The organism is Paraburkholderia jirisanensis, from assembly GCF_054782355.1.
Genome location: NZ_BAAGSQ010000032.1, coordinates 66,960 through 88,010 on the forward strand (window position 1 = coordinate 66,960; position 21,051 = coordinate 88,010).

Sequence of the window (21,051 nt, forward strand, 5' to 3'; positions counted from 1 at the left end):
TCTAGGATCAATCGGACCGATCGTAGTGTTGCCACTGTCGAGCAGTAGGCGGTAGCAACACTACGCAGTGGAATCGAAAGTCGACATCCAAAGGTCAGGATGTTAGAACGACCTTTGGAGAAGCCTGGCGAATGACGCGTGTTAAAAAACCGGTGAAAATGGCACCTCGGCGCGCAAGAGGATTCACGCTGATCGAGGTGCTGGTTGCGCTCGCCATCGTCGCGATTGCGCTAGGTGCCGTCGTGTCGGCGATCGGCGCATTGGCCTCCAACGTCCATTCAGCGCGCACAAGGCTGCTTGCGTTGTGGAGCGCGGACAATGCGCTTGGACAAATCACTGTGGCGCAGGATTGGCCGCCTCCCGGACGCAGCACCTTTGCCTGCCCGCAAGGCGAATATCGGTTCGTGTGCCGTCAGTCGATCACCCAACTGAGCACTCCCTCGATCAAGCAAGTCGAGGTGCAGGTCTTTGACAGCGCCGGAAGCTCCGACGTGTTGGCTGACACAGTGACCGTCATTTACAACGAAACCCGTTGATATCGTTTTCCTTCCATAGCGCTCTCCTGGCGCATCGCAAGACCGCCGCTTAATGGCTACGCAGTAACCGCTGCTGACGCTTGACGTCTTTACGTTGCACATATGCATTGCGACAAGAGCGACATCCATCCGTCATGCGAGGCGATGTACGTACCATTCGACACGGTATCGCCATAGGCCGCACCTAGGATGAAACTGTTTGTTTCGTGCCCGTATCGTTGCGAGGCATGCGTCGAACATGACATGTGTGCCGCAGCGACATGGTGATCGAAATGAAATGCGTAAAAGTGCCCGCACGTTCGCGTCGCGCATCCGGATTTACGTTGATTGAGATGCTCGTCGCGATCGCCTTGCTAGCAGTTGTCGCGGTGATCGCATGGCGAGGACTGGACGCCACGATACGCGGGCGTGACGACCTGGTCGGTAGTCTTGTCCGAACGCGGACCTTGGGGCGCTACTTCTCTCAGCTTCAATTCGACGCATTGAATATTGTCGCGCCGGAAGAAGTATTTGGGCCGCCGTTGCGGATGAGGCACAACGAACTGGTGCTGGTGAGGCATATCGGCATCGGTGCGAACGCGACCCGCGTTCAGGTTATCCGCTATCAGCTCAAGGGAAGCCAATTGTCGCGTACGGCCTCCGCGCCACTGTCCTCGCTGTCGCAGTTGAGCGATGCATTGACACATATGGATTCATTCGCTGGGGCGATTGTGAGCAACGATGTTAAATCGCTTGGCGTATCGGTATGGCTCGCGCCCACGGGATGGACGGATAGCCAGAGCGTAATCGCGGATGCGTATGCACGTTTTCTCGATGCGCACGGCATTGCCGCAGTCGCTTCGCGCGGTGTGCCGTTGCCGCGAGGTCTACGGATCACACTGACCACGGTTCATCCTGCAGCGTCGTACGTCAGAACGATTCCGTTGCATCAATAACCAGAAATCCGATAACGAAGTAGAGCACGAAAACATATTAGTTGCGCGCGAGCGTATTGACCGATCGATGCGTACACGACTAACCGAGGAGCGAAACAATGAGTACCGACGCGTCACTTCCTTCGCGTACAGGCACACAGAGCTTCAATAGCATGCCCCGAAAACCCGTGGCCAGCCTTTCACGGGCGAGGGAGCTGCACGAGCAAGGCCGGTTCAGCGACGCCTACGAACAATACAAGGCGGTGCTCGAGGCGCATCCTGATGATGCACAGGCACTACACCTGTATGGGGTGCTGCAATATCAGCGCGGCGAAGCGGCTGAGGCAGAAGCGCTGTTGCGCGGATCTGTGTCGCTGCGGCGCGATGCGATGGCGCAGTCCGATCTTGGTGCGGTGCTCGCGGCATCCGGACGCATTGAGGAAGCGCTCGAACAGTTTCATGCTGCGCTCGAAATAGATCCTCGCCATTTGCATTCCCTGGTTCGACTGGGCAACACTCTTCTCAACACAGGTCTTTACGATGAAGCGTTGAAGCATTACGACCGTGCGCTGGAAGTGTCGCCGCTATCGGTCGACGCACTTTGCAATCGCGGCAGCGCGCTGCGTGCACTTGGCCGAAATCTGGACGCGCTAGATACCTATAACCGTGCCGTCACGGTCGACGCGCGCTCGTTCGAGTCTTTCTACAACCGCGGCCACGTACTACGCGACCTTGGAAGACATCCGGAAGCGCTGGACAGTTACGACCGCGCAATCGCAATTCAGCCCGGCAATGCGGCGATGTTGTCGATGCGTGGGCGCACGCTGGTCGAACTTGGCCGTGTGCACGAGGCACTTGCCAGTTTCAATGAGGCGATTGCGATCCAGCCGGAATTTGTCGAGCCTCTGTACAACAGCGCTGTCGCACTTGAGCGGCTGAACCGTCATCAGGAAGCGCTGCAACGTGTAGATCGCGTACTTGCGCTTGACCCAGGCCATGGGCCGGCTATGGCATGCCGCGGCAACATCCATCTGCAAACGGAACAATATGATGCGGCGCTGTCGAGCTATCAGCAGGCGCTCGATGTCAATCCGCGCTCGGTGGACGTGCACTGCAATCGCGGCACTGCGTTTCGTTACCTTGGGCAATACGAGCACGCACTGCAAAGCTATGACGCTGCGCTCGCTGCCGACGAGAAGTTTGCAGAGGCGTGGGGAAATCGCGCGAACGTATTGCAGGACATGCATCGTTACGACGAGGCGATGAGTTCGCTCGACCGCGCGATTGCGTTGCGGCCGGGTCATGCCCTGCACTGGTTCAACCGGGGCAACGTCCTGTACGAGATGGGGCGGCCGGAAGCTGCACTGCAGGCCTATGGGCAGGCACTGACGCTGGATCCGAACTATCGGGATGCGCATTTTGCTCAGGCATCGATGCACCTGGTACAGGGTAATCTCGAACAAGGGTGGGCCGGATATGAGTGGCGCATGCGGGATCCCGACGGGGAACTTGCGAAGCGAACCTTTGTGCAACCGCTATGGCGCGGAGACGTACCGCTCAATGGACGCACGATCCTCGTCCACGCGGAACAGGGTTTTGGCGACACACTGCAGTTTTGCCGTTATGTCGCGATGCTGGCTGAACGCGGTGCGCAGGTGACACTCGAGGTGCAGTTGCCGCTGAAATCCCTGATTTCTACACTAGGTGTTCCGGCGCGCGTGACTGTACGCGGTGAACCGTTGCCGCAAACGGATTTTCACTGCCCACTTCTGAGTCTTCCGTTGGCGCTTCGCACCGGGTTGGACAGCATCCCAGCGAAGGTGCCTTATCTATTTGCGGATTCTGCCCTTGTCGACACATGGGCGACGCTGCTTGGCCCGAAACGGCGTTTGCGAGTGGGGGTTGCATGGTCGGGAAACCCGGTACACCGCAATGATCGGCAGCGCTCGATGTCGTTGACGGCGCTGCTGCCGCTGCTTGCTTGTGACGCTGAATGGATCAGCCTGCAGAAGGTCGTACGAGGGCAGGATGCGCAGATGCTAGAAGGTTTGCCGATACGCACCCTCGATACGCAAATCCGCGACTTCTCAGACACGGCCGCACTGATGCAGTCACTCGATCTGGTGATCACGGTCGATACGGCTGTCGCCCACCTTGCAGGCGCGTTAAACCGGCCTGTTTGGGTGCTGCTGGCGAACCCACCGGAGTGGCGCTGGCTGCTTGAACGTCACGACAGCCCGTGGTATCCGTCCGCGCGCCTGTTCCGTCAGCCGGCGCCGGGCGATTGGAGTGCGGTAGTCGACCTGTTGAAGGACGAGATCGCGCGCCTCGCGCATAGCAACCATGCGTAACGGAGAGCCCCGGTGCAAACACGCTTATCTGAGGATGGAGAGAGCATGACACCCGAAGCAGGTGATGAATCGACGCCGCGCGCCGGCACTTCGGCAATGAGCGGGACCGACGGTGGGCGCAACCCGAAGCGCGACGAGCGCACCTTGCTGCGGGCCAGGGCGGCACACCAGCGAGGCGCGCTGGCGGAAGCCGAGCGGGGTTACATGGAACTGCTTTCCGACGATCCTTTCCACCCGGAAGCATGCCATTTACTTGGCACCCTGCGCTTTCAGATGGGCCGGCCCGGCGAGGCGGAAGAGTTGATCTGGCGATCGATATCGCAGGCACCGTCGCCGCTTGCACTGGCGAATCTGTCTGCCGTGCTGGCAAGCTTGGGCCGATACGAAGACGCGCTTGCCCGACTCGATGAAGCGCTTGCGTTGAATCCAGATCATCCGAGAGCGCTGGTTCAGCGCGCGGGCGTGTTCGCGGAATTGGGGCGGCACGAAGACGCCGTTACGGCCTATGATCGGCTGCTCGCGCAAGCACCGACGTTCGCGGATGGATACGCGTGGCGAGCAGCAGCGCTCCGTTCGATTACAAGGCATGCGGAGGCACTGACGTCGTGCGAGCGCGCATTGAATCTCGATGCACGCTCGTTCGAGGCGCTGAAAGAACATGGAAACGTGTTGCGCGACATGGCGCGTCACGATGAAGCGCTCGGAAGCTACCAAAGGGCGCTTGCGGTCAAGCCTGGCGACATCGATGTGCTGTTCAGGCGTGGCCTTGCGCTGTTGGATCTCAACCGTCTCGAACCAGCGCTATCTAGCTTCAATGAAGCGATCGCGAGCGCACCGCGACTTGTAAGTGCGATTTACAACAGCGCGGTCGTGTTGGAACGGCTCGGTCGACTCGAAGAAGCGCTCGCGCGCTGTGACCGGGTGATCGACCTGGACGCGGCACATGCAAAAGCCTACGCGAATCGCGGTAACGTGCTGCAGTCGCTTGGACGAAATGGTCAGGCAGTGGAAAGCTACGCAAAGGCGTTAGCGCTGGAACCGGACGGAATCGAGGTGTTGTGCAATCAGGCGAGCGCGTTGCGATATCTCGGTCGGCGCGACGAAGCGTTGCTCGCGTGCGAGCGCGCTTTGGCACTCGGCGGAGACGGTGTCGCATCACGTTTTGCGCGAGGCAGGGCGCTTCAGGCGCTGCATCGATATGACGATGCGCTGATGGATTTCGATCGCGTGCTCGCAATTCAACCGGAAAACAAGATTGCGCACTTCCAGCGCGGCAATACGTTGAGGGACCTGCGTCGCCACGAAGAGGCAAAGCATGCATATGGGCAAGCAATAGCACTCGACCCTGAATACGTGCATGCGCACTGCATGCGTGCTTTCCTGTGTCTGACAGTGGCCGATTTTTCAAATGGGTGGGAAGAATACGAATGGCGCTGGCGTGACTCGAACATGAGCGGCGCGGTGCGAAACTTTGTGCAGCCGCGTTGGAACGGAAGGGAGCCGCTCATCGGCAAGACGATCTTGCTGTATGTAGAACAGGGGCTTGGCGATACGCTTCAGTTTTGTCGTTATCTGGTGATGGTCAAGGCGCTAGGGGCGACAGTCGTCCTTGAAGCGCAGGTAGAGCTGCAATCCGTGCTTGCAACGCTGAGCGGCGTAGATGTGTTGGTGCGCTACGGCGAGCCGCTTCCACCGTTCGATTTTCACTGTCCGTTGTTGAGCTTGCCGCATGCATTCGGAACCGACTTGCACACGATTCCTTCTGGCGTTCCATACCTAAGCGTCGATACCCGCCTCAGGCAGAAGTGGCAGGATAAGCTCGGTCCGCGAAGCCGTCCGCGTATTGGCATCGTCTGGTCGGGTAATCCAAAGCATCTGAACGATCATAACCGGTCGATCGGGTTCGATAGTCTGTCGCCCATGATGTCCGACGCCTACGAGTGGATCAGCCTGCAGAAGGTGATACGCGAAGACGAGCGGGATGCAGTGGCCGCATCTCAGGTCAGACACTTCGGTGACGACATCGAAGACTTCTCTGATACAGCTGCGCTGCTTCAAGAGGTGGACTGTCTGCTCAGTGTCGATACATCGGTTGCGCATCTGGCCGGCGCACTCGGCCGGCCGCTCTGGCTCATGCTGCCTTATACCCCGGATTTCCGGTGGCTGCTGGATCGGGATGACAGCCCCTGGTATCCGCAGGCGCGTTTATTCCGCCAAACCTCGCCGGGAGAGTGGAGCGATGTCTTCGAGCAGATCAGGCTGGCTTTGCCCGAGATCGAAGCGCACGCAATGTGAGGATGTCATTGAACGGCATGGACTGGAGGAGGCGCGATGAAGGGCGAGAGCGATGGTCGGATCCATCCGATGGCGGGGGAGCGATTGAACGCGGCCGAGCGCGCGGTCGCCGATACGCTTCGACGCGCGAGGACGCTGCTGGAGCAACGTCAGTTCGTCGAAGCGCAGCGGCTTTACCAGGGCGTGCTGGCGTTCGCGCCCGATAACGTGGAAGCGCTACATTTGCTCGGCGTCGTATTGTTCAAATCAGGTGATGTGCGTCGTGCCGAACCCCTGCTTTCGCGTTCGATTCAACTTGGCCTTAAGCAGGCGTGGCATTTCGCGAACCATGGCGCGACGCTTAATGCGCTTGGCCGTTATGAGCAAGCGCTGTCGGTGCTCGATCAGGCCGTTGCGGTGGACGCGACTAATCTATCGGGTCTAATGGCGCGAGGCGCTGCATTGCTCGGGCTTGGTCGCTACGATGACGCGCTTGCGACGTACGATGCAGTACTTCGCCTGGCGCCGGGCTTATCCGATGCCTGGCGCGATCGTGGTAGGACACTGCGAGGTTTGAAGCGGCCCGCGGATGCGTTGATCAGCTTCGATTCCGCACACCGCATTAGCGCTGGAGACGCGCAGACATGTGTTCAGCGCGGACATGCATTGCGGGACCTCGGGCGGCATGGAGACTCGCTGGAGAGCTATCGGCTCGCGCTTGTCATCCGGCCGCGCGACTCTGAACTATTGACGCTGTGCGGTACAGCACTGATTGAACTTGGGCATGCGCTCGAAGCCCTGGTTTACTTTGACGAAGCACTAATGGTTCGTCCGGAGGATACGCGTGCGCTGTACCAAAGCTGCATTGCACTGGATCTTCTGAAGCGGCATGACGAGTTGTTGAGGCGCTGCGACCGCCTGCTGGCGTCGAATCCGAAATATCCATCCGCATGGCTCGGCCGGGGAAACGCATTGCTCGGACTCGATCGGCCAGGCGAAGCAGCGGATGCATATAGCAAGGTGCTGCAGTATGCGCCAGGTACGATCGATGCGCTGCGCAACAGGGCGGCAGCGCTGCGCGTGCTGGGGCGTTACACCGAGGCACTGGCCGACTACGATGAATCACTCGCAATTGCAGGTCCGGATGCGGAGCTGCTGTGCAATCGCGCAATTGCGCTGCAGCGGCTCAAGCGCTACGACGACGCGTTGGCAAGTTACGAGCGGGCTGCTGCCATCACACCTGCGACTGCGCAGGGATGTGCCGCGCAGGGGATGGCGCTACAGCAGCTAGGCCGTCACGAAGCCGCGCTGAAGGTGTATGAGCATGGCCTCAAGCTCGATCCGAACCATCATGGCGTGCGCCGTGCCGACGCATTTTGCCGGCTGTTGCTGGGGGACTTTGCTCGAGGTTGGGCGCAGCACGAAAGGCGCTGGCTTGACGGTGCGACGCTGCTGGCCCACAGACACGCGGACCGGCCGCAATGGCGTGGCGAGGAGATCGCAGGCAAGACGGTGTTGTTGCACGCGGAGCAGGGCTTTGGCGACACCATACAGTTCTGTCGCTATGCGAGTCTCGCTGCGCAACGTGGCGCGACAGTTTTGCTTGAGGTGCCGGCACCATTGAAGACGTTGTTCGCATCTCTGGATGGTGTCGCCCGGGTATTTGAACAGGGAGAAGCGCTTCCTGGATATGATCTTCAATGCCCGCTAATGAGTCTACCTTTCGCATTCTCCACCCGAGTGGATAGTGTGCCCGCGAGGGTCCCGTATCTGCACACAGACGCCGGTGGAAAACGCGCGTGGTCGAAGCGCCTCGAGGATAAGGCCGTACCGGGAAGACTACGGGTGGGACTTGTCTGGGCGGGTAACCAACGTCATTCAAACGACGAGAACCGATCGATTGCCCTTGCCGATCTCGAGCCGCTGTATCGACAAGACCTCACGTTTGTCAGCGTGCAGCCATATGAGCGCGAAAGTGACCGGGTTGCACTCGAAAATAGCAGCATTGTGACGTTTGGTAGCGCCCTGACGGATTTCGCCGACACTGCCGCGCTAATTAGCGAACTCGACCTTGTAATTTCAGTCGATACATCGGTAGTTCATCTCGCCGGCGCAATGAATCTTCCGGTGTGGGCGCTGTTAAGTCATGTCCCCGATTGGCGTTGGCTGCTAGATCGAGAGGATAGTCCGTGGTACCCCGCGGCACGTCTTTTCCGTCAGAGCAAGACTGGCGATTGGCAGTCGGTGATCGAACGAGTCGCGCATGAGCTTTCCCAGTGGAAAAACACTTACGTGGCGAAAAGCGACACAGATAGTTCAAGATAGCGGAATGCAGGCGAAGTGCCATCGGCGCCGCCGTCGACGAACCATCACCATCTACCTTGCTGCAGAGCTGCCAGAGGGCATAGACTTTCCAGCCTGAATTCGATCACTCGGCGTGGCAGGCGGTGCGTGTGGAAAACGATGCCGCGACGCAATTGCATCAGCAAAATGCCTCGCGGCGCAAACAAGCGCCGCGAGGCATGCGGAAGAAAAACGACTACCCTTCCTTTTTAACGGCCAGCAAAGTTCTTGCAATCGCCAGCGTGGCCGCCGGTCGAAATATTCAGGCCGCTGCCCGGCAAGAGGAAGTTGTTTTGGATCGCCGACACGAAGTTCAACGGTACATCGAAGCCGTTACCGTTCACAACCGACGTGAACGTGGCGTTGCTGTAGTGGTCGTTCAGGAAGTCGATCACAGCCGTCGCCGCCGCCGCGTTAGCGTAGCATTGGCTCACGATGATCTGCGACGTACCCGAAACCGGGTAGCCGGCCGTCGGGTTGGCTGCCGGGTTGCCGCTCGGGAGATCCCATTGCGTCGGATCAGCCGCGGCTGCCGGCGTGCTCGGCACGACGGCGCTCGCCAGCGCATTGTCAGCTTCCGTGAACGTCGGTGCTACGTCCTTGTTCGTGTGCGGGTTGCGCAGGCTAGCAACAGCCAGCTCGTGCGATGCCGAGCTGCTGCGCGGGGCGAGCGTCGTGTTCGTCCAGTCCGGGCTGAGGTAGCCGATCAGCGACGAAGTAGTGGGCGCCGTGGCAGGAGTCAATACGCCCTGCACGCCACCGCTGCCGCTTGCGCCCACGAAGTTGCTCGGCACACCGTTCGGGAATGAATTTGCGAAGGTCGTCGAGTCGGAGAACGTGATCGTCGTGTTGTCAGCGCGCTTCGTCGAGCCGGAAAGCGCCGGGCAAACGGTCGAGAGGTGGCGGGTCAGCAGTTCGCTGGTGCCGCTGCTGTCCGAACGGTAGACGACCGTGATCGGGTTGGACGTCGTCGTGTACGGCGTCGTCGTGCCCGGAATCAGAACGGCGTTCGTATGCGAATCGCCTTGGCCGGCCCAATCCGTGATACGGCCCGAGAAGATACCGCACAGGTCGGCGTCGTCCAGCGCAACGCTATGCGTCTGGCCCGGCGTCGTCGACGGCGTCATGCTGTTGGCCGGAGCTGCGGGCGCGTTCACGAGGGGGATCGTGATCGGCGTGACGATGTACGGGATCTGGATCAGCGGGCCATCGGTATGGCCACGGCCGGTCGTTGCGTTGTACGCGGAAATTTGCGTTGCGAGCAGTGCGGCATCGCTGTTGGCAAAATGGATCGTCGTGCCTGCAGCCAGCGTAAATTGCGACGGATCGTTGCTCAGGAACGCGGCCTGGCCAACGCCCGAGCTTGCCGTCGTGTAACCGAAGATCGCTTCGGTCGTGCCGAAGTCGACGATTTCCGAGTTGATCGACGGAGCAACCAGCGACGAGCCACCACCATGGATAGCCGGAACCGTTTGAGCCGAAGCTGCCGAAGCCGCGATCATACCGAGCGACAGAAGAATAGCCGAATAAGTCTTGGAGAACTTCATTTCCTACCCCTGTGAAGGAGACTGCTTGAAGAGAATGACATTCGGAGCAGAGGCGAGCTGCGTCGCTCACTGCGACTCCAAATATAGAGGTCTCGTCTTTTCGCAGGGTTAAGTTTTCAGGAATCTTAAACGGCAGTTTGGCAACAAAAGGTACGTACATTACGTATTGCCAACAACAACGATCAAGGAATCTAAAAGGCACGCATAAAACGCTATGCGAATAGCAATCCAATGCTTCTTGAATGGGAAGAATTGTACGTACAATCCTTCACGCAGAATTCACAGTAGAAAAATGCTTTAAAGAAAAAACAGGCTCATTCAGTCTGCGGCACAGCCTCAATAAACCGCGCAAACAACACCACATCGTTCCCCGAAAGCACCGGCTGATCCCGCAAAAGAAACTCCCCCGACATCGGCACCTCACACCAGTCAAGCAACTGGTTGGCATTAGGAAACATCGACCCAGGCGAAGCACGATAGTGCAGCCGAAAGAACCGCGGCCGCACCCCATCCAGCCTGCCGAAGTCACCAACATCCTTCACCGAAGCATCGAACACAAACCGCAGCCACGACTGCGGCTGCGGCGTTCCCGCGCTTTGCGCAACGAACGACGCCAGCGCAAGCAGCACATACGGCACATCCGCGTCAGCAATCGTCCTGCATGACCACACACGCAGCACATCCGCATGCTCCACCGCATGCACAAAGCGCCGCACGGTCAAACCCGGTGCAAGCCGCCGCATCTCCGCCAGATGCCTTTGCCAGTTGCCCGCAAACGCATGCCGATGCCGCAAGCTGACATCGGCGTCATACGCATGCGGCCTGAGAAACGTTGTAACCGGAAACTGTGGGTTCACCAACGGGCACAACGCATGTTCCCCCGCCACATGAACAAAGTGCCGATGATGGCCACGCTCCTGACGGCGCGCGAAGATCACCGTTTCCCGGCACACGGGGCATAGCAGCCGCGGTTGTATCAGCTCATAGGTTTCGAGTTGTTCCAGATACTTGTCAGCAGCGATGCTCTGCTGGCCCGACTCAAACAGCGCGTACTCCAGCGTGAGTCTTTCTTTCATGGTCGCGTAGCCAATCCTCGCAATAAGCCACACGCACGCTTGCCGGACCTGCATCGTGTCCGGAATCGTCTGGTCCTCGTGTCGCTTTTTATGTTTGATGTGTTTTGCCCGCTTCGTGCACGATAAGTATCGCGCAGTCGCGCCGAATTGGGTTTCATCTGTTAGCACTTCGTGACGCAAGCATAAGGTTCATTCGCGTCTAGTCAATGAACGACATCATGCATCGCATACAAGAAAAATTCATAAAGCCGCTTGGCACCGCGTGGAAAGCGGATGGTTATAGCCAAACCGCCTCGCAAGCGCTTTTCCGGAAAGGGCATAAACGACTTGTACGTACCATCGGACATATTTTTGCCGCGATCTAAGCCTAGTTTGTGAAGGCAGCGTAACGGGGCTAAGCGGCGTTCGACGTGTGGTCCGCGCATTGATTGATGGCGTCTGCAAAAGAATGTGACGGGGTAGGGACGAACGTCGCCGGCATCAGCCGGCCTGACTTCCGTCCTGTTGATCTGGAGCCTTGCCGTGGCGAGCGACACCCTGTGGGTGCGCTTCGTATCGGCACGGCGATATGCGCGGGAGACCACCGGATGACATGCAGTAGTGCAGCACATCAACAGGCAAAGATTGGCGCGATGTTGTGCGTTCGCGGCTCGGGGAGCGGACTGCGCTCATGAGTGGTCATGCCCGAACTTCTTCGCGCCGCATTGGCCGCGCGCTGTTTTTGGTTGGTCTTTTCGCGGTGCAGCTCGCTCATGGGCAGGTCGCACTAAACTTTTCGAATGCGTCGATCAACGACGTTGCCAAGGCGATCGGCGCGGCAACCGGCACGACCATTATCGTGGACCCGCGTGTGAAAGGACAGCTGAGCCTCGTCGCCGACGGCACCGTCTCGCGCGATCACGCGATCAAGACGCTCGAGGCGGCGTTGCGCATGCAGGGCTTCACACTCGTACGTGATCACGGCATCCTGAAGGTCGTGCCTGAAGCAGACGCCAAGCTGCAGGGCGTGCCGACCTACGTCGGCAACGAAGCTCATGCTACTGGCGATACGGTCGTCACGCAGGTATTCCGCCTGCGCAATGAATCGTCAACCGCGTTGGCGCCGGTGCTCAAGCCTTTAATCAGCCCCAACAACTCGATCGTCGCTTACGGCAACGACAACACCCTCGTCATTACCGACTACGCGGACAACGTGCGCCGCATCGCCGCGGTCATCGCCGGCATCGACGCAGGCTCGTCGCAGAACATTGCCGTCGTGCGCCTACAGCACGAAAACGCAATCGACATCGAGCCGGTGGTCGCAAAGATGCTGGATCCGAGCAGCATCGGCAATGCCGACGCCACGCTCAAGGTATCGGTGACCGCGGACCCGCGTATCAACGCGCTGTTGCTGCGTGCATCCGATCCCTCGCGGATTGCTGCTGCTAAAGGACTGATTGCGCAGCTCGACGCGCCGACGTCGACGCCCGGCAATCTGCATGTTATTCGTCTCGAGAACGCCAACGCGCGCGATCTCGCGAAGGTGCTGCGCGGCATGATCGGGCTGTCATCGGACGGCGACTCAGGATCGGATTCGTCATCATCGCAAGGCTTCAATCAGCGCGACGGTGGTACTAGCAACAGTAGCAGCGGAGGAAGCAGTGGCAGTAGCACTTCCTCAAACTCTTCAACCGGCACCTCTGGCGTGCCGCCGCTGCCCGGTACTTCATCGGGCGGATCGTCGGGTAGCGCAGGCGGCGGCAGCTTCGGCAGCAGTAGTTCGGGCAGCAGCGGCTCAGGCGGCCTGATCTCAAGCGCGCGCGGCGGCTCTGGCGAAGGCAACCCTAATGGCGAATCGATCGCGGCCGACCCCGCTACCAACTCGCTGGTGATTACCGCGCCGGAGCCTGTCTATCAGACCATCCGCAATGCCGTCGACCAACTCGACGTGCGCCGCGAGCAGGTCTATCTCGAAGCGATGATCGTCGAAATGAGCGCGACGTCCGCCGCGAATCTCGGCGTGCAGTGGCAAGGTGCGCTGCAATCGAATGGCGGCAACAACATCCTCTACGGCTCGTCGAACTTCAATGTGCCGCCGACCAGCCAGGGCATCGTCAATCTGACCGCGCAGGGGCAGTCGATCGCGCAGAACCTGTCGACGGCGGCGGCCACCACGCTGCTCAATAACGGCGTGAATATCGGCTTGCTGCACAAGTTCGGCAATTTCTTCGGGCTCGGTGCGCTGGTGCAGGCGCTGGCAACGGTCAGCGACGCGACCATTCTTTCTTCGCCGAATCTGATCACGCTCGATAACGAAGAGGCGCGCATCGTGGTCGGCTCGAACGTGCCGGTGCAGACGGGTTCGTTCGCGACGGCGACTGCGGTGTCCGGTAACGGCGTCAGTGCATTCAATACCTTCGATCGCCAGGACGTCGGCATTGTGCTGCACGTGAAGCCGCAAATCGCGAAGAGTGGTTCGATCAAGCTGCAAATCTATTCCGAAGATTCGTCGGTCGATCCGAATTCGACCAATAACCCGGGCGGCGTGACGATCATCAAGCGTTCGGTGCAATCGACCGTGCTGTCCGACGATGGCGAGATTATCGTGCTGGGTGGGCTGATCCAGGACCAGTATGCGGACGGCAACAACAAGGTGCCGCTGCTTGGCGACATTCCGTGGATCGGCCAGCTGTTCCGCGCGGAGAACAAGGCTCGCACGAAGACCAATGTGATGGTGTTCATGCGGCCGGTGGTCATTCGCGATAGCCGCACCGCGTCGGACATCTCGTTGAACCGCTACGACTATGTGCGGCAACAGACTACCGGCTACCAGTCGGATAACCGCATCGAGCGTGACCACGATAGTCCGGCCTTGCCGCCGCCCGCGCCGACGCCTTCGCAAGGTGTGCCGGCGCAAGAAGGAATTTTCGATCTGAACCAGATGACCCGGCCGGTGCCGCGCGCGCCGGCAGATCCGGCGCCTGGGGCGGCGCCTGTGCCCGATGTGGGCAGCGGTGCGTCCGTGTCGGCGGTGCCTTCGGTTCCTGTCGTAACGGATGCTGGCGCGGGAGCGTCCATCGCGCCAGCGGTGCGTGCGCCGCAGCCTGTCGATCCGTCTCCCGCCGCCGCGGGCGTGAGCGTTCAACGGACGCAGCAGCCATGACAGACGAAACCGTGATGACTCCCGTGGCTGCAACGACAGCCGGCCGGCGTGAGCCCCACGTCGAATCGTCGCGGATGCTGCCCTATGGTTTCGCGCGCAACGCGCAGATTCTGATTGCCAATCAGGATGAGGGCACCACCGAAGTGTGGATCAGCGATCGCACACCGATGTCGGCAATTGCCGAGGTGTCGCGGCACGCATCGACGGTGTCGTTAGTGTGCGTGCCGGCCGACGAACTCGCGCAGGCGATCAACGCTGCCTACGCGCGCCAGGATGGCAGTGCGGCGCAGGTGGTCGGCGAAGTGGAAGGCGAAGTCGATCTGTCGCGGCTGATGCAGGACATTCCGGAAGTCGAGGATCTGCTCGAGTCCGAAGACGACGCGCCGATCATCCGGATGATCAACGCACTGCTCACGCAGGCCGCGCGCGAACAGGCTTCGGATATTCACATCGAGCCGTTTGAGAATTCGTCGGTGGTGCGCTTTCGTGTCGACGGTACGCTGCGCGACGTCGTGCGGCCGAAAAAGGCACTGCACGGCGCTTTGATCTCGCGGATCAAGATCATGGCGCAGCTGGACATCGCGGAGAAGCGTCTGCCGCAGGATGGCCGGATCACGCTGCGCGTCGGCGGCCGCCCGGTCGACGTGCGCGTTTCGACGCTGCCGACCGGCCACGGCGAACGCGCGGTGCTGCGTCTGCTGGAAAAGGACGCGGCGCGCCTGAACCTCGAAGCGCTCGGTATGGCCGCCGATACGCTCGGCCAGTTCGACAAGCTGATCGCGCGCCCGCACGGCATCGTGCTGGTCACGGGCCCGACCGGTTCGGGCAAGACGACGACGCTGTACGCGTCGATGTCGCGTCTCGAGACGGCCACGACCAACATCATGACCGTCGAAGACCCGATCGAATACGACCTCGGCGGCATCGGCCAGACGCAGGTGAACGAGCGGATCGGCATGACCTTCGCGCGTGCGCTGCGTTCGATCCTGCGTCAGGATCCGGACGTGATCATGATCGGCGAAATCCGCGATCTGGAAACGGCGCAGATTGCAGTACAGGCATCGCTGACGGGCCACCTGGTGCTCGCAACGCTGCACACGAACGATGCCGCTTCGGCGGTCACACGTTTGACCGACATGGGCGTCGAACCGTATCTGCTCGCCTCATCGCTGCTTGGCGTGCTTGCTCAACGCCTGTTGCGGCGCCTGTGCCCAGTATGCAAGGAAGAGCGCGAAGAAGACGGCCACAAGCAATGGCATCCGGTCGGCTGCCCGAAGTGTTCTCACACAGGCTACTCCGGCCGGCGCGGCGTATACGAACTGCTGCTGATCGACGAACCGATCCGCGCGCTGATCCACCGCAACGCGTCCGACGCCGAAATTCTCACTGCCGGGCGCGGCGCGGGCATGCGCACACTGCGCGACGATGCAAACCGCTGGCTTGCATCCGGGTACACATCCCTCGAAGAAGTCTTGCGAGTAACAGGCGGAGAATGACATGTCGGCATTCCGGTACGAAGCGATCAACGCTGCGGGAAAGACGCTGAAGGGTGTACTCGACGCAGACAGTGCGCGCGCTGGGCGCAGCCAGTTGCGTGCGCAAGGATTGACGCCGTTGCTCGTCGAGCTGGCTGCGGCGCGTTCGCAAGGGGCGCGTGGCCAGCGCCTGTCGCTCGGCCGCAAACTGTCGCAGCGCGAGCAGGCGATTCTGACGCGCCAGATGGCCAGCCTGCTGATTGCGGGCCTGCCGTTGAGCGAAACGCTGACCGTGCTAAGCGAACAGGCCGAGCGCGACTATACGCGAGAGCTGATGGCGTCGATTCGCTCCGAAGTGGTGGGCGGCCACTCGCTGGCTAATGCGCTGTCGCAGCATCCGAAGGATTTCCCGGACATCTATCGCGCGCTGGTGGCCGCCGGCGAGCACACCGGCAAGCTCGGTCTCGTGCTGTCGCGTCTTGCGGACTACATCGAGCAGAGCAATGCGCTGAAGCAGAAAATCGTGCTGGCGTTTACGTACCCGGCGGTCGTTACGCTGATCGCATTCGGCATCGTCACGTTCCTGTTGAGCTACGTGGTGCCGCAGGTGGCCAACGTATTCGTCAGCACGAAACAGCAGTTGCCGTTGCTCACGGTGATGATGCTCGCGTTATCGAATTTCGTGCGCCATTGGTGGTGGGCCGCCTTGCTCGGCGTGATCGTCATAGTGTGGCTGGTGCGCGGTGTTCTTGCGCAGGCCGGCCCGCGGCTTGCGTTCGATCGCTGGGTGCTGACTTCGCCGCTGTTCGGCAAGCTGGTGCGCGGCTACAACACGGTGCGTTTCGCGAGCACGCTGGGCATTCTGACGGCAGCCGGCGTGCCGATCCTGCGCGCGCTGCAGGCCGCCGGCGAAACGCTCAGCAACCGCGCGATGAGCGAGAACATCAATGATGCAATCGTGCGCGTGCGCGAAGGCACGTCGCTGTCGCGCGCGCTCGGCACGACCAAAACCTTCCCGCCGGTGCTGGTGCACCTGATCCGCTCGGGTGAAGCGACCGGTGATGTGACCACGATGCTCGACCGCGCTTCCGAAGGGGAATCGCGCGAACTCGAGCGCCGCACGATGTTTCTGACGAGTCTGCTGGAGCCGCTGCTGATTCTGGCGATGGGTGGCGTGGTGCTGGTAATCGTTCTCGCGGTGATGATGCCGATCATCGAGCTGAACAACCTGGTGCAGTAATGCGGCTTCACGATCGCAAACACGCGGCTTGCACCGCGCTGGCCTGCGAAGGTACGAGCTTCGCAGGCACATGGCCAGCCGCTTCAGTGCATAAACACGTCCGCGTTCTGGACCGCAGCAAGCGGGATCTCGCGCCGCACATTGTTGTGCTCGACGACGACCGAATGCGCGCGCACTTCGCTGAGCGTCGTGGCGTTGTCGACCGCACCGTTCACATGCACGACTTTCGCGGGGCCGTCGCCGACACTGATTACCGCAGCCGCATGCTTCGCGTCGAAGGCCAGCACGCCGAGCACCTGGATCTGGTTATTGATGCGTTGCTCCGGCTGCGCACCGAACAGCGTGGCGCCGGCCTGCACGTCGATCGGCGCGGCAGGCGCGGGCAATACCGGAGCATGCGGAGCAGGCGCGCGAAACACGTGTATCCACCAGGCCACGACAGCGAGCAGCACGATGGCGGACGCAGCGGTGGCAAGCATGGGTGCCCGTGGCAAGGCGCGTGGCCAGGAAGGGAGGGTGAGCATGGCGGTCTCGGTAGGGTTGGCGTGGCGTGACGAGGACGTCATCGGGTTGGCTGCGCCAGCGTACTGTATGGCGCTGGCTTTTGCGCAGTGATTTTTCGACACGAAGGTGAATCGATGATGACTGAATGGAATATGCCGGCGCGCATTCGCTGCAATGGCAAGCGGGCACGGCGCGATCAGCGCGGCTTCACGCTGATCGAAATCATGGTGGTGATCGCGATCCTCGGCATTCTGGCCGCGCTGATCGTGCCGAAGATCATGAGCCGGCCGGACGAGGCACGCCGCGTGGCGGCCAAGCAGGACATCGGCTCGGTGATGCAGGCGCTGAACCTGTACCGGCTCGACAATGGCCGGTACCCGACGCAAGACCAGAACCTGCAGGCGCTGGTGCAGAAACCGACGGTCGACCCGATACCGAACAACTGGAAAGATGGCGGATACCTCGAACGGCTGCCCAACGATCCGTGGGGCAATCCGTACCAGTACCTGAGTCCCGGCGTGCACAGCACGATCGACGTGTTCAGTTATGGCGCCGACGGCAAGGCGGGTGGGGAGGCCAACGATGCGGACATCGGCTCGTGGCAATAAGCCCGGCGGCACGGGGCACAGCGCGGGGGCGGCAAGGACCGCGCAGCGCGGCTTCACGCTGCTGGAAATGCTGGTGGTGCTGATGATCGCCGGAATCCTGCTGGCGGCCGTGGCGCTCGTGCCCACGCGCAACCGTCGCAGCGATTTGAATGAGGAGGCGCAGCGCCTCGCGACCATGCTCGAGTCCGCCGACGACGAGGCGCAAGTGCGCTCGGCGCCTATCGCGTGGCAGCCGGTGAACGGCGGCTATGAATTCCTGCAGCGTGTCGCCGGAGGCGCGTGGCGGCCGATGACCGACGATCTGCTGAAACCGCACCGGTGGGGCACGGACGTGACAGGTGTCGCGATCCGCTATGCGGGCAGCGGCGAGTCGACCTCGCGCGTGATCTTCGGCGATGAGAGCGTCAACGTGCCGGTGACGGTGACGTTGATCTCGGGACAGGAGGAGCTGAAAGTGGTGAGTACGGGGGTGGGCAATTTCGCGGTGCAACGGCCATGAGCGCATTGCGTTACCCATTGTGGACGGCGGGCCGGACGACGGAGCGGCCATGGCGAGCCTGATCGTGCTGCTGCCTGCGGGCTGGGGCGGCGATGCTGCCGCCGACGCCGACCAGGTCGCGCTGCCGTTTGCATTGCTCGACGGCAAAGGCGAGTTGCTCGATAGCGGCAGGGCGCCATTTTCGACATTGCCGTCAAAGTCCGACGCGACGGTGCTGATCGTGGCCGCGCGAGACGTGCAGTTGCTGCTTGCGCAGCTTCCGCCCGTCACCGGTGTGCGGTTGCAACGCATCTTGCCCAATATGGTCGAAGAGCGTTTGCTGGAGGATCCTCAGCGCTGCCACATCGCAATCGGTCCGGAAACCGGGACGCCCGGCGAGCGTTGCCTCGCCGTCGTCAGGCGCGGCTGGCTTGCGGCGGTTCTCGAGCGCTTCGCGCAGGCTGGACATAAGCGTTTGCGCGTGGTGCCGTTGCTTTATTGCATTCCGTGGGAAGAGGCGACGAGAGAGAACGAGGCGGCAGAAGCAACGCAGGCCGACGTGGGCGACGTGCTGGAGCCTGTCATGTACACCGCCGAAGTGGTCGTCGATGCAGTCGATGCGCGCGTTAGCGGCACTGAAGCGACCTTGGTCGCGGCTGGAAAGACCGCTTCCGGATCCATTGCGAACCTGCCCGTTGCAGCGGCGGCTGTGCACGCGCAAGCTTCAGCCGCAGTGGCGCTGGTGACCGAAGCGGTGGTTGCGGGGGATGACGCGAGCGGACGGCTGGAGCTTGCGGTACGCCAGGACTATCTCGGCTTCGGCCTGAACATCGTGTCGGAGCAGCTCGAAGCGACGCTGGTTGGGCTATCGGGCCGGTATGCACTGACGCTGTGGGCATTGGACGGTGTAGACGCGAGCGCGGTAACGGCAGCGACAGCACGGCTCGGGCAAGCGCAGCCCTTGTCGCTAGCTGCGCTTGCGAGCCGCGCGCTCGCCTGCCGCTTCAACCTTTGCCAGTTCGAATTCGCTAACGCCGGTCGCAGCCGCATCGGCGCGGGCGGATTTCGGCCATGGCGGCCGGCTGCGGCCTTGCTCGCGATGTCGCTGGCCGTATCCATCGTCGCGATCAATGTGCATTGGTTCCAGCTGCGGCAGCGCCGCGATGCGATCCAGACGCAGATGACGGCGCTGATGAAATCGGTGTTTCCGCAAAGCACTGTCGTGCTGGATCCGCACGCGCAGATGATCACAGGCGTAGCGCGGCTGCAGGCCGCGACCGGCGAGGTGCGTGCGGACGATTTTCTCGCGCTCGCGTCGGGCCTTGCGCGGGCGATGCCGCCGATTCCATCGGCCGCGATTGCGGCGCTCGACTACAGCAATACATCGCTGCAGGTCGCGTTCAAGGCGGGCACGAACATCGACTCGGCCGAACTGCAGCGCCGTTTGATGCGCATCGGTATCTCCGCGCAAGAGAATGAGGGCAAATGGACACTCAAATCCGCGAACTCCGCGTTGCACTGACCGAATGGTTCGGCGCGCGCGCACCGCGCGAAAAGGCACTGCTGGTTGCGGGCGGCGCATTGCTGATGGCCGTGCTCGTCTACACGATACTTTGGCAACCGGCCTCCGATGGCGCGGCATCCATCGATGCGAGTCTGCCATTGCTTGAAGGGCAGCTCGCCGATATGCAGATGCAGGCCGACCGCGCACGCCAGCTGAAAGGAGCGGCGGCGTTGAGTACACCGTCGGGTCCGGCGCTGCGCGACGCGCTGTCGAACTCGCTAGTCGAAGCGGGTATCGCCAACCCGCAGCTAACGGTGCTCGGAAAGAGCGTCCAGGTCGACGCGAAGGCGGTTTCGTTCAACACGTGGATGACGTGGCTTGACGATGTCAGGCGTACCCGTCACGTTCGCGTGGTCGGCACGCATGTCACGGCGCAGGAGCAGCCGGGCCGCGTAAGTGTCTCGGTGACGCTCGAACCTGCTTCCGGGTCGTAGCTGGGCTGCAATGGTGCGATCCGACGCCGCCCGTTCAGGCTGCGGCACATGCTCTTTAGCGTTTCGCTATGCAATCCGCAAAGCTCACACCTCTATTACATGCGGATAGGTGGGCCGGTATGTATTGCCGTGCATGACAATGCAATGGCAACGCCAGGCAATACGCATCGAATATGCACAGCAATGTGGCGTGAAGTTGCCGGCGGCGAACGGGTGCCGCTGCCTGCGGCGCCGCGTCACCTGTCACGCTTTCTGGTCAGCGGAAATATCCGGACAAATTGCACGGATGGTCCGTACGCGAAAAAAACATCACCGATGTAAATCGCGGCGACATATCGGGCAACAATGATTCCTTCGTCGCCATCGCATGTATGCGGCAGAAATGCGCGTAACGTCCGTTTGCGTCAGCGGCCGAAGCACTCGAAAGACCTTGCTGTGCACGACAAAAATTCACGACACCGCAATCGACGTCAGCTTTGCCGTGATCATTAGGATCACGGATAAACACGGCCTCGAGCGATATTTTTTGACGAGGGGGCGCGCGAGGCGGGGTGCGAGAGCGGCG

Annotated in this window: 15 protein-coding genes; 12 read left to right on the plus strand and 3 right to left on the minus strand. The window is 61.1% G+C overall.

Going from position 1 to position 21,051, the window contains the following annotated elements:
• Positions 1 to 131: 131 nt before the first annotated feature.
• The 5 genes from gspI (at position 132) to ACYVNQ_RS32060 (ending at position 8,400) form a co-directional block, all read left to right on the plus strand.
• On the plus strand, positions 132 to 536 hold the full coding sequence (gene gspI / locus ACYVNQ_RS32040) for a type II secretion system minor pseudopilin GspI (protein ID WP_460908632.1): 405 nt from the start codon (positions 132 to 134) through the stop codon (positions 534 to 536).
• A gap of 260 nt (positions 537 to 796) precedes the next feature.
• Complete coding sequence (locus tag ACYVNQ_RS32045; protein WP_460908634.1) at positions 797 to 1,471, plus strand: PulJ/GspJ family protein; 675 nt, start codon at positions 797 to 799, stop codon at positions 1,469 to 1,471.
• Between the two features lie 98 nt (positions 1,472 to 1,569).
• Complete coding sequence (locus ACYVNQ_RS32050) at positions 1,570 to 3,801, plus strand: tetratricopeptide repeat protein (RefSeq protein ID WP_460908637.1); 2,232 nt, start codon at positions 1,570 to 1,572, stop codon at positions 3,799 to 3,801.
• A 45-nt stretch (positions 3,802 to 3,846) separates the two neighbouring features.
• A complete protein-coding gene (locus ACYVNQ_RS32055) occupies positions 3,847 to 6,096 on the plus strand; it encodes a tetratricopeptide repeat protein (protein ID WP_460908639.1) in 2,250 nt (749 codons plus the stop codon).
• Between the two features lie 36 nt (positions 6,097 to 6,132).
• Positions 6,133 to 8,400 (plus strand): tetratricopeptide repeat protein, encoded by a 2,268-nt coding sequence (locus ACYVNQ_RS32060; protein ID WP_460908641.1) that lies wholly within the window; start codon positions 6,133 to 6,135, stop codon positions 8,398 to 8,400.
• Positions 8,401 to 8,627: 227 nt separating this feature from the next.
• On the opposite strand, the gene ACYVNQ_RS32065 is transcribed toward ACYVNQ_RS32060, so the two are convergent.
• Together ACYVNQ_RS32065 and ACYVNQ_RS32070 are read right to left on the minus strand one after the other, a co-directional pair.
• Positions 8,628 to 9,965 (minus strand): substrate-binding domain-containing protein, encoded by a 1,338-nt coding sequence (locus ACYVNQ_RS32065; RefSeq protein WP_460908643.1) that lies wholly within the window; start codon positions 9,963 to 9,965, stop codon positions 8,628 to 8,630.
• Between the two features lie 314 nt (positions 9,966 to 10,279).
• Positions 10,280 to 11,221: a hypothetical protein gene (locus ACYVNQ_RS32070; RefSeq protein WP_460908645.1), complete on the minus strand. Its 942-nt coding sequence runs from the start codon at positions 11,219 to 11,221 to the stop codon at positions 10,280 to 10,282.
• Positions 11,222 to 11,711: 490 nt separating this feature from the next.
• Here ACYVNQ_RS32070 and gspD point away from each other — a divergent pair, with 490 nt between their 5' ends.
• The 3 genes from gspD to gspF are packed head-to-tail and all read left to right on the plus strand — an operon-like array spanning position 11,712 to position 16,898.
• Positions 11,712 to 14,183: a type II secretion system secretin GspD gene (gspD, locus tag ACYVNQ_RS32075; protein WP_460908647.1), complete on the plus strand. Its 2,472-nt coding sequence runs from the start codon at positions 11,712 to 11,714 to the stop codon at positions 14,181 to 14,183.
• Positions 14,184 to 14,197: 14 nt separating this feature from the next.
• The gene (gspE, locus tag ACYVNQ_RS32080; RefSeq protein WP_460908682.1) at positions 14,198 to 15,679 is read left to right on the plus strand and encodes a type II secretion system ATPase GspE; all 1,482 of its coding nucleotides are present in this window, start codon (positions 14,198 to 14,200) and stop codon (positions 15,677 to 15,679) included.
• 1 nt (position 15,680) lies between these two features.
• Positions 15,681 to 16,898: a type II secretion system inner membrane protein GspF gene (gene gspF / locus ACYVNQ_RS32085; RefSeq protein ID WP_460908649.1), complete on the plus strand. Its 1,218-nt coding sequence runs from the start codon at positions 15,681 to 15,683 to the stop codon at positions 16,896 to 16,898.
• Positions 16,899 to 16,981: 83 nt separating this feature from the next.
• Here gspF and ACYVNQ_RS32090 read toward each other — a convergent pair whose 3' ends face one another.
• Positions 16,982 to 17,377 carry a hypothetical protein gene (locus ACYVNQ_RS32090; protein WP_460908651.1) on the minus strand — a complete coding sequence of 132 codons (396 nt, stop codon included), beginning with the start codon at positions 17,375 to 17,377 and terminating at the stop codon, positions 16,982 to 16,984.
• 177 nt (positions 17,378 to 17,554) lie between these two features.
• On the opposite strand from ACYVNQ_RS32090, the gene gspG reads away from it, so the two are divergent.
• From gspG to gspM, 4 genes are read left to right on the plus strand one after another with little or no spacing between them, the layout of a single operon-like run.
• Positions 17,555 to 18,010, plus strand: coding sequence for a type II secretion system major pseudopilin GspG (gene gspG, locus ACYVNQ_RS32095; RefSeq protein ID WP_460908684.1), 456 nt, complete (start codon positions 17,555 to 17,557; stop codon positions 18,008 to 18,010).
• A complete protein-coding gene (locus ACYVNQ_RS32100) occupies positions 17,985 to 18,509 on the plus strand; it encodes a GspH/FimT family pseudopilin (RefSeq protein ID WP_460908653.1) in 525 nt (174 codons plus the stop codon). The genes gspG and ACYVNQ_RS32100 overlap by 26 nt, the downstream gene beginning before the upstream one ends.
• A gap of 49 nt (positions 18,510 to 18,558) precedes the next feature.
• The gene (gene gspL, locus ACYVNQ_RS32105; RefSeq protein WP_460908655.1) at positions 18,559 to 20,010 is read left to right on the plus strand and encodes a type II secretion system protein GspL; all 1,452 of its coding nucleotides are present in this window, start codon (positions 18,559 to 18,561) and stop codon (positions 20,008 to 20,010) included.
• Entirely contained in the window at positions 19,974 to 20,486 is a 513-nt protein-coding gene (gene gspM, locus ACYVNQ_RS32110; protein ID WP_460908657.1) for a type II secretion system protein GspM, read from the plus strand. Before gspL ends, gspM begins: the two co-directional genes overlap by 37 nt.
• Positions 20,487 to 21,051: the final 565 nt, after the last annotated feature.

Excerpts from the sequence above, each read along its gene's own strand:
- gspI (WP_460908632.1), top strand. The coding sequence starts at position 132 with ATGACGCGTGTTAAAAAACCGGTGAAAATGGCACCTCGGCGCGCAAGA.
- ACYVNQ_RS32045 (WP_460908634.1), top strand. The coding sequence starts at position 797 with ATGGTGATCGAAATGAAATGCGTAAAAGTGCCCGCACGTTCGCGTCGC.
- ACYVNQ_RS32050 (WP_460908637.1), top strand. The coding sequence starts at position 1,570 with ATGAGTACCGACGCGTCACTTCCTTCGCGTACAGGCACACAGAGCTTC.
- ACYVNQ_RS32055 (WP_460908639.1), top strand. The coding sequence starts at position 3,847 with ATGACACCCGAAGCAGGTGATGAATCGACGCCGCGCGCCGGCACTTCG.
- ACYVNQ_RS32060 (WP_460908641.1), top strand. The coding sequence starts at position 6,133 with ATGAAGGGCGAGAGCGATGGTCGGATCCATCCGATGGCGGGGGAGCGA.
- ACYVNQ_RS32065 (WP_460908643.1), bottom strand. The coding sequence starts at position 9,965 with ATGAAGTTCTCCAAGACTTATTCGGCTATTCTTCTGTCGCTCGGTATG.
- gspD (WP_460908647.1), top strand. The coding sequence starts at position 11,712 with ATGAGTGGTCATGCCCGAACTTCTTCGCGCCGCATTGGCCGCGCGCTG.
- gspE (WP_460908682.1), top strand. The coding sequence starts at position 14,198 with ATGACTCCCGTGGCTGCAACGACAGCCGGCCGGCGTGAGCCCCACGTC.
- gspF (WP_460908649.1), top strand. The coding sequence starts at position 15,681 with ATGTCGGCATTCCGGTACGAAGCGATCAACGCTGCGGGAAAGACGCTG.
- ACYVNQ_RS32090 (WP_460908651.1), bottom strand. The coding sequence starts at position 17,377 with ATGCTTGCCACCGCTGCGTCCGCCATCGTGCTGCTCGCTGTCGTGGCC.
- gspG (WP_460908684.1), top strand. The coding sequence starts at position 17,555 with ATGCCGGCGCGCATTCGCTGCAATGGCAAGCGGGCACGGCGCGATCAG.
- ACYVNQ_RS32100 (WP_460908653.1), top strand. The coding sequence starts at position 17,985 with ATGCGGACATCGGCTCGTGGCAATAAGCCCGGCGGCACGGGGCACAGC.
- gspL (WP_460908655.1), top strand. The coding sequence starts at position 18,559 with ATGGCGAGCCTGATCGTGCTGCTGCCTGCGGGCTGGGGCGGCGATGCT.
- gspM (WP_460908657.1), top strand. The coding sequence starts at position 19,974 with ATGGACACTCAAATCCGCGAACTCCGCGTTGCACTGACCGAATGGTTC.